A 10,519-nucleotide genomic window follows, 5' to 3' on the forward strand; every position below is an offset into this window, starting at 1 on the left:
GACGCCGCCTGGGTCTCCGCCCAACCATGACACGCGCCCGGAATGCTCGCCGTGGGTCGCTCGGCCAGACGCTCCACCAATTGAACCACCCGCCGATCGCGGCGCGCGTCGCCCAGAGCGATCCCGCAAAATTCGTCTTCTGCCCAGCCCATGCGATCCCCAATGAACGTGAATGCTCAAACCTATTTTACCCGCACACGGGGAGTTGTGTGTAATGGGATGGGCCAAGCGACTGGGGGCGAACGCACTGTTGGCACTGCGCTATCGTAAAGAGACCGGGAGTGAAGGCAACTACACCTACTCGATCCACTGCTATTCAGGCACACCCGCGATCGTGATGGATGAACGCCTAAGCACAAGCGCGGAAGACGTCCGTCGTGGCGGGCAAGCCGCGAGCGTTCTTATCGCCCGGTTGAAGAATGGCTATCTGGAAGAGCAGGATCGATTGAAGACCGAAAAGGACAATTTATGGTTGGGCATCCGATTTATCGCGGGCCTGTTCTTGCTCATCGTTGTCGCTCTGGCTGTCCTTTATTAGCCGTTGTTGGCATCGGCGCGAGCCTTGTTCCCGTCGCGGAAGATGACTCCCCGGCACGAATCCCGGCCAGCGTCGCCACCACCACCCCGTGGTCGATGTGCGCCGCGTTCTGGCCCACGCCGGCATGGTAACTGACGTTGGAGGCATCCTTCGGCAAGCCGGCCCAGAGTTTCGACAGATTGAACGCGAAGGCGTTGTCGTCGATCCGACCTTCGATCCAACCATTGATGCCCGCATCGCGCGCCAAGGTTAGCGCCAGGCGATCCTGAAGCGCGGGAGTAAAGCGTTCGTCTCCACTGAGGTGCAGGCGCTTGATCAAGTCCTCTAAGGTATCGGGAATGATCTGATAGCGGCCGATGGCGGAACCACCGTTGCCCTGCGCCAACAACTGGCCTTGAAATGACCGGATCTCGCGGACCGTCAGCGTCGACAGGTCGACCCGGTGCTGATCCGCGTGACCGTACCAGGCGTTGTAATTGCCGTGCGCTTCCGGAGCCGAGATCAGGTCCAGCACGCGCCCGAGGCCACCCTCGGTCACACTCCCATGGATCAGTGGAAGGGATCCGAGCCGGGCGCTAGCGTTTTTTTTTCCGTCATCGTCCGTGGACGGATACGCGGCGGGAAGGACGGTGCCTCCCATCTGTCCCACCGGCACGGGGGGCTCGACGTCCGCCTGCGGCATCGTGCGATTGTAGGCACCGATGAGTCGCACGTCGGAATCATCGCGAGAGACCACGGAACGCTCGATGAGAGTGGCGATGTTATCGCCCGTGGCACCCGACGCCGCCTCGGCCACCACCGCCGCGCGGGCTGCCTGGTGAGCGTCGCTTGGGGTCATGGCGAACAGCGTGGTCTCCGAGGCCGCACGATACAGGTCTTCCTGGGCGAGAGTGAGTCCGTGCCCCGCGACCTGATCCAACCGCGTCTCGATCATCGCCTGACGGGCAGCGGTCCATCCCGATTCGCTGCGCGCGGCGTTACGTCCGGCGAATCTGGCGGCCTCCCAGCCTTCCCCCGCGGCCAGGGTCTGCCCAAAGGCGGCGGCACCGGCCGTCGCTTGATTCCAGATCCCGCCCCCTCCGGCGACCACCAGGGCACCGGACTCTGCTAGGTGCCTCATCGCCCCACCAACCTGCTCTTGGGCGGTCCTGGCGATCGGCGCCGGCAATTGCGCGCGATACCGGATGTCCTCCCCGAGATGTGCTTGATTCTCTGAACGGATCTGATTACGCCAGGCGATTCCCTGGTCGGACACCGACTGTCCGGCCCCGGCGCCGAAGGCGCCCACCGCCGCGTGACCGCCGTCCACCTCGGCGAGGGTGCCATTGGCATTCACCCGCATGGCACCCAGACCCGCACGGACCGCGCCGCGGGTATCCTCTATGTTGGCCTGGTTCACGGCCGCGCGCACGCCGCCCAACGATGGTCCTTGGTTCGCCAAGGAGGCGTTGACCCGCGGGTCGATCCCCTCGGGAATTTTGACGCCCAGCAGACCCGAATAGACGCCCATGGCCGCGCTTTCCGCTTGCTGCCGTTCCCCCGGCGTCAGGGTGTCGGCACGCTCCCCGCCATACTGACCCAGCAGCATCCCCAGGCCCGCCATCGCTCGTGCTTGCGCCGGATCGCCCACCACGCCACCGGCCAGGAGGAGATCGGCCTGCTGGGCCACATCGCCCGCCAGTCCGAAGCGGTCGATGGCCTGTTCCAGGCGTTGCGTCATCGCCGGGTAGTTGAGCAGCATTCCCGATGTCTCGATGGCGTTGAAACTCGTGTTAGTGCCGACTGATCGCGCAAAGGTAGCCGCCTGCTCATAGGATTGCGAGGTGATCAGGACATTCTGGGCGCTGCGGATCAGTTGCGTGTTTTCATTCTGGCTCAGTCCGTCCGTAAGGCTCTGCCCATGACTTTGCGACATGTCGGACGACAGCCCTTGGGTGAAATCGGCTTTCAGTTGCTGGTCGGTGGCGATACGTTGAACGATGGCCTGGGCGATCTCGTTCGCCTGACTCGCGTTGACCCCGTATTGCTGATGGATCTTCCCGGCCAGATCGCCCTTAATGTCCAGATCTTTAGCGCCCGCCAGTTTCCCGGCCAGACCGGCACCCAACAAGGTGGATATCCCTTCCGTGCTGACCCCAGAATCCTTGAAGCTACGCGACAGATCTTCCGCCGCCGAACGCGTGGCACTGCTGGCCTGGGTGTAGGACGCCCCGAATTTCTCTCCCAGCGCCCACTGCGTGGCACTCTGGTGCGTGGCGCTCGCCGAGCGTGCAAACGCCTGACCGACGCTCGACTGAAAGCTCTCCTGCGCCTGTTCCGACTGGGTCTCGGAGGATTTTAGGGTGGCCTGCGCCGTCTGCCCCACCTGGAACGACCAGGACAGGCCCGACGCGCCTGGCGCGTGGGTGCCGCCCAGGGCGGTGTGCTGCATCAGCGGCCCGACGGTGCTCGCCGCCCCCGGCTGCAAGAGATCGGGCGCGGTGATTTTTTCGTTGATGTGATCGCCCCCCTGAAGCCGTCCGGCCAGATGGGTCGCGGTGATGGCGCTGCCATAGATCAGCATCAGACTGATCGCCGGGGTCGAGGCGATCAGCACCCCGGCGGTGCCCAGATAGGTCTGCAAGAGGAGATCGCTCTCGTAGAGCGCCCGAAACGACGGCAGGACCGCGCCATTCTGGGTCGCCAGCGCCTCGAACGCGCGCTGCGAGGCCATGATCAGGTACAGGTTGGAAATCGCCAGGATCGGCATCCACAACTGAATCCACAGCCCGAACAGCAAATATTTGCCAACCATCGAGATCCCGAGCGGTCCGAGGCCGATGGCAAAGGCCATGAAGGGGCCGATGGCAAAGATGAAGCCCTCGAAATAGACCATCATGGGTCGCATGATTTTGATGAAGAGGTTCTGCTCGGTCGCCCACTGACTGTTGCGCTGCGCGACCGCCTGGGCCGTTTGGGTCGCCGCGCCCTGATCGCCCAGATCTCGATAATGCTGGATGACGCCCTTCTCGAACATCGGCAGCAGCGCGGCCATCGTCATGTAGGTCTGGGCATCGACCGCGGTGCTCGACAGCGCGCTCAGTGCCCCCGTGACCCGCGTCGTCACCGATCCGCTGGCGGTGCCGAGCTTGGCGGCGAGCGATTGCTGAAAGCTCGGCAGGAAGGACGCGCTGGTGTAGCTCTTGAGCCGGGCATAGGCGTCGACACAGGTCAGCGTTTCGCGCGCCAGGCCGAGCGAGATTTCGGTCGTGCCGGTGACGATCGGCGTTTGCAGCGCCTCGTCGAGGCTGGTGGCCTTGAGGATGCGGTCGATGGTGAGACCGTCGATCTGGCGATCCACGCCGTAGAGCACGCAGTCGGCCACATAGTTGATCCAGGACTGCTCCACATTCGCCCCCGCGCTCGGGCTATTGGCGTCGCCCATGGTCAGGCGCGAGAGCGCGGTCTTGCGCACCGTGGCCAGCACCTGCAAGGCATCGACATAGCCCTGTTCGGTCATCGTCGGCGTCGTGAACACCTGCTCGAACAGGCGCGTGAGGCCATAGCCCAGATTCGACACCGTGGAACCGACCACCGCTGGACCCAGCGGCACGTTGTCGACCACGCGCGCGGTGCCCGAATAGGCGCCTTCGATGGTGACCGAGACCGTGGGCACGAACAGCAGGGAATAGAGGACGAACGACACCAGCATGTTCTGGAACTTGATGCTTTGGGCACCCTGCAACAGCCCCTGGAAGGCGATCATCAGAAAACCGATGAGAAAGCCGATGCTGACGAATTGCACGAAATCCCCGGAGGCGAACAGCATCGCCACCGCATTGAGCACCTGTTGGAGGAACACCGGATCGCCGATGGAGTAGATGGTCCACATCTCAATGGATCTCCTGAGCAGACCAGGCGCGGGCGTTAGTCTTCGGCATCGCCCTGAGTCCCGTTGGCCTGCATGACATCGAGATAACTGGGGGCCTTGTAGAGCGCGAGCAGGGTCCGGAAGCTCTCCAGCAGGTCATTGGGATTGCCATAACGCGCGGCCAGGATGTCGTACTCGCTCCAGATGTCCGCCCGCACCGTCTCCAGTTGTTGCAGCCATTGCGTGGTATGGGTGTGCTGCAACCCAGCGCTGGCAAGACGCACGCTTTTCAGCATGTCGCGGACCATGACCTGCACCAGCTCGATGGCGATGATCGGCGTGGCCCGCTCGGCGAAGGCGAAGGCCATGCCCGGTTCCTGACGGGCCAGAGTGCGGATCGCCCCACCCAGCCCCCAGGGCGCGTGCTCCATGAAGCCCTTTTCCTCGGCCGTGAGTTCCTCGACGCCGAGCATGAATTTCTGGATCAGTCCCGCCCCCGAGACATCGCCGATCAGAAGGTTGCGCACGCGCGGAATCAGGCCTTCAAGGGTCACGGATTCCTTGGTCGGCGAGCGGCATTCGTCGAGCGAGGCGCAGCGCCAGACCAGGACGGTTTGCGCGGCGTCCGCGCCGCTGCCGTTGAGCAGATCGCTGACGCTGAGCGTGGCCTCCAGCGTGGTGGTCGGCAGACTCAGGCCGCCATCCGAGCTGGGTTGCAAGCCGCCCGCCGCCGAGCCGCCGATCAGGCTGCCGGTCAGACTCATCAGCATCTCCAGCAGTGCCTGGTCGCCATGGGCGTACCAACTTTGCGCGGACTGATCGGTCAGCGCCTTCCACACCAGGTTCCCCTCGAATTGCCGGGCGGCCTCGGCGGGGGCGTTAGCATAGACGGTTTCCAGCGGTCCCTGGCCGGCGGCGTTCGCGGTGGTGCGGTTCTCGAAGACATCGCCAAAGTTATGCAGATCCGCCATCAGGCTCGCGCCGGCGATTTGCTTGCCGGTGAACGCGGTGGCGGTGTCGTTGACGAGACCCTGGGCGAGCTGACAGGAGTTGGCGGAAAGCGCGTTCAACTGCGCGATCTTCTTCTGCAACTGCTCGATGATCTCGGCCCCGGAGGGAAACATCGTGGTCAGCGCAAGATTGAAGGCGTAACCCGCCGCATTGGAGGCGATGCCGCGCAACAGATTGGTGAACTGTTCGGCGTTGATGAACGAGAACGAGCCCCCGAACAGATCGATGCCACCGCAGCCGGCCTCGAAGGACGGTGGCACGAGGGTAATCGGATTGACGTTGACGAGGCGGTTGCGCGAGACGATCGAGCCGCCGGAGAGCACCCCCCGACGTTGCCCCAGATGGGCGCTGGGATCGGTGACATTGACCAGGATCCCGAAGAGGCTGTCCAGTTCCGCGTTCAGGGTGGCGCGTGCAGGTGACATCGCCACCAGGGGCACGAGGAGCACCATGAAGCGTCCAGGGACGGGGGGACGTGCGTGGAACATGAGGGATCTCGGTTTATTCAAACGTGAAGGGGGTGGTAGGTGCGAACACCGGGGCGTCGCCGCTCGCCCGTGCCCGTAACTGATCCAGAAACACCGCCGGATCCGCGGGCACGTCCAGCGGGGCATCGAACGCAACCTCCAGAAAGCGATCGGCCACCGTAGGCTTGGTGCGGGCATAGGTCGCTTCATCGATCCAGCCGACGTCGCGGGCCGCCAGCACCAGGCGTTGTTGAAGATCGTTAAGCGACAACAGCCCTTGGGCGAGCGGCACGATGCCGGCAGGTGGACGTACCAGGAACAGCGCCGGGGTGGAGACCACGCCCAGGCGCTCGGCCTGACCGGCATCGCGGCGGAAGTCCGGAAACAATGCCTTGGGCAGGGGTTGGCCATCGAGCGCGATGGCCTGGACGGTGAATCCCTGCTGGTCGGCCAGCACTTGGAGGACCGTGGCCTGCGCCGCGCAATAGGGGCAATCCGAGCGATAGAAAAACCAGATCCCGGCCTCTCCCGCCAACGCCTTGAGCACCGCCTCGCGGTGTTGACCGGCGACGCGATTGAGCAGGTTGGCGTAATTTCCAACCGGCTGACGGGTGGTTTCATCGAGCGCGGGATCGCTTTGCACCACGCGCTGGAAGGCATCGGTGAAGCGCGAGGCTTTATCGAGGGCGATTTTCTGCAGATACAGATAGAGCGCGACCTTGGTGGGGCTGGGATCGTCGATCGCCTGCTGCTGGTAGCGCTCCAGATTCGCGCGCAGCCAGGCGGCTGAGAGCGGTGGCGGCGCGGTGGCGTCCGCGACGATCGATGGCGGAAGCGGTTCGGGCGTGATCGGCGGCACGGGTTCTGGGTCAGGAATCGGCACCGGTACGGGTAGCTCGGCCTGATACCAGAACCAACCTTCCGCCGAGCGTTCGTAGAAGCGGGGTGCATCCTGCGCAAGGGCGGCGAGAAGCGCGCCACTGAGCCCCAGTGCGAGCAGGGCGCGCCCAGTCTGGCGCGGCTTAGCGCGGCGCAGACGCATGATCGCGCGCGCCTAAGGTTCGCCGTGCCAGCCGCAGCGGCGAGCCAGGCGTGCGCAACTGCGCGGGCGTCGAAAGCGCGACCGGATACCAGCAGGGGCGTTTGTAGACATGGTCGCGGCGCTTGGCGACCGGCAGGTGGAGCGTTTTCCCATCGAGCTGATACACCAGCACACTGCAGGCGACCAGCACGATCTGGCGTGTCTGCTGGAGCTCGTCCAAGGCGCTGATGGCCGCGTCGGAAACCCCTTGCCAGAGGATGACCGGCGGATGAAGCGTGCAATCACGAGGTCCGGCAAAGCCATCGATGTCGCGGCACAGTTCCACGAACGACACCCCGCCGCCGAGACGTTCGATCAGGTGCAGAATCGATGGCTTCACCACGCACTCGCGGCCAAGCGGCCCGCCGGCGCTGCCGGAAGCCAGGCGATGGGGTCGAGAGAAGCCCCCTGATGGCGGATCTCGAAGTGCAGATGTGGCCCCGTCGTCATCCCGGTAGCACCCACGGTGGCCAGCGTCTCGCCGGCCTGCACACGCTGTCCGACCTGAACTCGTCGGGTCTGGCCGTGCGCGTAGCGACTGGTCCAGCCCTCGCCATGATCGAGTTCGACCCATTGTCCGTATCCGCCGGACCATCCGCTGAACGACACCCGTCCCGCCGCCACCGCGCGGATCGGGGTGCCCAAGGGAACCGCCAGGTCGATCCCGTGATGGAACTGTCGGCGGTGCGTGAGGGGATGACGGCGCAACCCGTAGCCGGAGCTGATCCGTCCAGACACGGGCCAGAGATTCCATGGTTGAACGGGATCCGCGCGCACCGGCACGCGCGTTTCGGATGCCGCGCGGGCGTGGATCATCCGCAAGCCCGGACGCTCCCGCGCGCTGTCCTGGGTGATGAGGCGAATCGCGGGCGCGGTGCGCGTCTGAGTGCCCGCCTCGACCACCCCGAGACCGAGTAGCGCCAGGCACAGGAGCGCCATGACGTGACGGCGTCTTGGGGAAGTGTCAGGCAAGCGCGGAGCATCCGGCCCGGGGAATCGGTGCCTGGTCTGGGCAGTTGTCCTGACGCGCGGCCTGGGAGCGCGCCCGCCTGACCGGCACCACCTTCAGGGCCTCGCGCTCACGCGCCTCGCGCAGGCTGAGTGCGCGGCAGACCTGGCGCACCGTGACCTGTGTGGTGCTGGCCGTCTGTAAGTAATTCTACTTTGTTAACTTTGACTGTCGCATAAATTAATGAATTTTAAGTTATTTTTTATTAGGCGCAATAAATCTTCATTTACTATGCCCCTATTGAAGATAGATGTTGGCGGTTTATGGGTGATTATAGGCGCTCAACGCGCCACTAGAACCCTATTGTTTATGTGTATTTTTGTTTATTATCATAAAATTTAAACACTTAAAGATTTTTTGAAGGTAACAAAGTAGAAGTAACGTTCGGGAAGATCCAAGGCGCTGCGTTGATCCCAGGCCGCCAGAATGTCCTCTTCCTCGTTGAGTGTCGGATTGGTCGGGCGTCCGCCGCGCGGCAGCGCCGCATCGAGTTTTAGAAGCTTGCGTTGACTGCAATAATGCTGTGGAACCCAGCCGAAGAGCTGGATCATCAAGGCCCGCGGTGCGCCGGCCACTAAGAGGCGCTGTTGCACATCCAAGGTCTTCTTCTGGGCCGCGAGACGCTGCAAGGCCATCTGGGTTTGTTGATGATTGATGCGAACCTCGAATTCCATGAAATTCGGGCTCTGGGTTTTCAGCCAATGAAATTCCTGGTGCGACAGCGATTCCAGCGCACGAATTTCATCCCAATTGAATCCATACGCCAACGCCACCTGATAATTGCCTTCATGAATCTGCTGTGTCACATCATTCAGCATGACCATCGCTGGGTTGTGTTTCTCCACCGTGAGCGCCTCTTCTGTTCCACCGTTGAATCGATCTCGACGCCGCGAACTGACGTTTGCAGGGTCGCGGTCACATGATGAGGAACGGATCATAACGACCGATCAAACCGTCTGGAATCGGAAACCGTGAACGCGTTATTGACCGTTTTCAGCACGGGAAACGACCCGGTGGCGTCCGTGGCGGGAGCATCCGATGGTCTCAATCGTCCTCGGTCTCCTGGTCAAGATCCGCGGATGCCGTGTCGTCTTCGCCCAACACGGTCAGCACCTCATGCGCCTCGCGATCCACGGCCTCGCGCTGTCCCTGTCGCTCCGCCTCCGCATAGGCCAGACGATGCAACGCGATAAACCGCTGGCCGGCTTGACCAAGTTGATTGCGCCACTGGATTTCGCGCTCCGCATGGGCCTTGTTCGAGAGTAAGCCGGACAACCAAAGGGTATCGATGGCGATCATCATCTGATCCAGCTCCACGATCAGATTGGTGTAGGCGCCGATGTGGGGGGAGGCGACCTGGATGCGCAGATCCGTGGGATGGGTGTAACGCGGACGGACCTCCATCAGGCCATGACGCTCCAACTCGCGCTGCAGGCGCTCGCGTTCCGCTGTCATGGCCTCGCTCAGTTCGATCAGGCGGGCCTCGATCACCGACTCAATCTGATCGGCCTGCGCCTCGGTGGCGATGAGGCGCAGGATCACGTCGATGCCATAGAGCGCCGTCATCGCGGGCTTGAGCTGACGGTCGCTGACCAGTCGGCGCACGTATTCGCTGTGAATGCGCACCGCGCGATCGAACACCGGACGACTATGACGATAGGGTCGCGCGGCTCGGCGTGACACGGGTGCTGGTTGGGCGAGCGATGCGCGGTGTCTGGAGGCCAGGGTCGGAAGATGATCCACGGCCATCGGGGCCATTTTCTCGGAGAATTCACTGGGCATGATAAAGACGCGGCTCCCAAAAAAGATCGGAGAGAAAGCACGAGCACGGCGCCGACAAGCGCCGACCCCATCCACGATGAACCCCTTACGCGGAAGGCCCACCGTCGACGATCAAGGCCATCCTGCCGATGGGGATCCGCTCTCGCAACACGCTACGGTGAATCCAGCCTCGTTCGCGTCATGCCTGAGAACGGTGGTGCGACGAAGACACCGTTTCGGAGTTCAACCGGTGCGCGAGTCGGATAGACTCCGTCGAGGTTTGGCGATGGCCTTTCGCTTCATTCACCTGACGAGTCATCAATGCGCGTTCTCTCTCGTTCATTCCTGCTCCTGTGGTGGTTCGCCACGACCACCTTGATTCAAGCGCAACCCTTGATCCGGCTGATCAACGCCACGTCGGCGCCGACACCGATCACGGCACCGGAACGGGCACCGGGGTTGACACCGCGCACGATGGTTGCGTCCAATGCGACCGGCTCCATCCACGCCGCCCGCCACTTTGGCGCCATCACCTCCAGCCCCTTTCTGCAAGGCACCCTCTGGGAAACGGTCGCGGCTCGCTACGGACTGGATGTCGGACTGCTCTATGGCGTGGCACTACAGGAAACCCGTCACGGGGTCGGTGCGCACGCCTCCGCGCCATGGCCCTATACCCATCCCATTACACACAACTCCCCGTGTGCGGGTAAAATAGGTTTGAGCATTCACGTTCATTGGGGATCGCATGGGCTGGGCAGAAGACGAATTTCGCGGGATCGCTCTGGGCGACGCGCGCCGCGAT

The 10,519-nt window shown here is 63.1% G+C and carries 10 protein-coding genes; 2 read left to right on the forward strand and 8 right to left on the reverse strand.

Translation table 11 applies throughout. From position 1 onward, the window contains the following. The coding region (locus CCR95_RS00890) for an IS4/Tn5 family transposase DNA-binding protein (protein ID WP_201091006.1) at positions 1-152 on the reverse strand (152 nt) is incomplete at its 3' end. A gap of 62 nt (positions 153-214) precedes the next feature. Here CCR95_RS00890 and CCR95_RS00895 point away from each other — a divergent pair. Next, the gene (locus tag CCR95_RS00895) at positions 215-538 is read left to right on the forward strand and encodes a hypothetical protein (protein ID WP_201091038.1); all 324 of its coding nucleotides are present in this window, start codon (positions 215-217) and stop codon (positions 536-538) included. On the opposite strand, the gene CCR95_RS00900 is transcribed toward CCR95_RS00895, so the two are convergent. From CCR95_RS00900 to CCR95_RS00930, 7 genes are all read right to left on the reverse strand, one after another. Beyond that, positions 507-4,409: a conjugal transfer protein TraG N-terminal domain-containing protein gene (locus tag CCR95_RS00900; protein WP_201091040.1), complete on the reverse strand. Its 3,903-nt coding sequence runs from the start codon at positions 4,407-4,409 to the stop codon at positions 507-509. The genes CCR95_RS00895 and CCR95_RS00900 overlap by 32 nt on opposite strands. A 35-nt stretch (positions 4,410-4,444) precedes the next feature. After that, positions 4,445-5,887 (reverse strand): conjugal transfer protein TraH, encoded by a 1,443-nt coding sequence (locus CCR95_RS00905; protein ID WP_201091042.1) that lies wholly within the window; start codon positions 5,885-5,887, stop codon positions 4,445-4,447. A 13-nt stretch (positions 5,888-5,900) separates the two neighbouring features. Further along, positions 5,901-6,908, reverse strand: coding sequence for a conjugal transfer protein TraF (locus CCR95_RS00910; protein ID WP_201091044.1), 1,008 nt, complete (start codon positions 6,906-6,908; stop codon positions 5,901-5,903). Continuing rightward, entirely contained in the window at positions 6,889-7,287 is a 399-nt protein-coding gene (locus tag CCR95_RS00915; protein WP_201091046.1) for a hypothetical protein, read from the reverse strand. Before CCR95_RS00915 ends, CCR95_RS00910 begins: the two co-directional genes overlap by 20 nt. Continuing rightward, positions 7,284-7,919 (reverse strand): M23 family metallopeptidase, encoded by a 636-nt coding sequence (locus tag CCR95_RS00920; RefSeq protein ID WP_201091048.1) that lies wholly within the window; start codon positions 7,917-7,919, stop codon positions 7,284-7,286. The genes CCR95_RS00915 and CCR95_RS00920 overlap by 4 nt, the downstream gene beginning before the upstream one ends. A 375-nt stretch (positions 7,920-8,294) precedes the next feature. Then, positions 8,295-8,894 carry an STY4526/YPO1902 family pathogenicity island replication protein gene (locus CCR95_RS00925; RefSeq protein WP_201091050.1) on the reverse strand — a complete coding sequence of 200 codons (600 nt, stop codon included), beginning with the start codon at positions 8,892-8,894 and terminating at the stop codon, positions 8,295-8,297. 106 nt (positions 8,895-9,000) lie between these two features. Then, positions 9,001-9,738 carry a DUF1845 domain-containing protein gene (locus tag CCR95_RS00930; RefSeq protein WP_242522983.1) on the reverse strand — a complete coding sequence of 246 codons (738 nt, stop codon included), beginning with the start codon at positions 9,736-9,738 and terminating at the stop codon, positions 9,001-9,003. Between the two features lie 300 nt (positions 9,739-10,038). Here CCR95_RS00930 and CCR95_RS00935 point away from each other — a divergent pair. Then, a partial coding sequence (locus tag CCR95_RS00935; RefSeq protein ID WP_420825633.1) for a hypothetical protein occupies positions 10,039-10,519 on the forward strand: 481 nt, incomplete at its 3' end.

Origin of the sequence: Thiocystis minor, assembly GCF_016653465.1 — a bacterium.
Classification (GTDB): domain Bacteria; phylum Pseudomonadota; class Gammaproteobacteria; order Chromatiales; family Chromatiaceae; genus Chromatium; species Chromatium minus.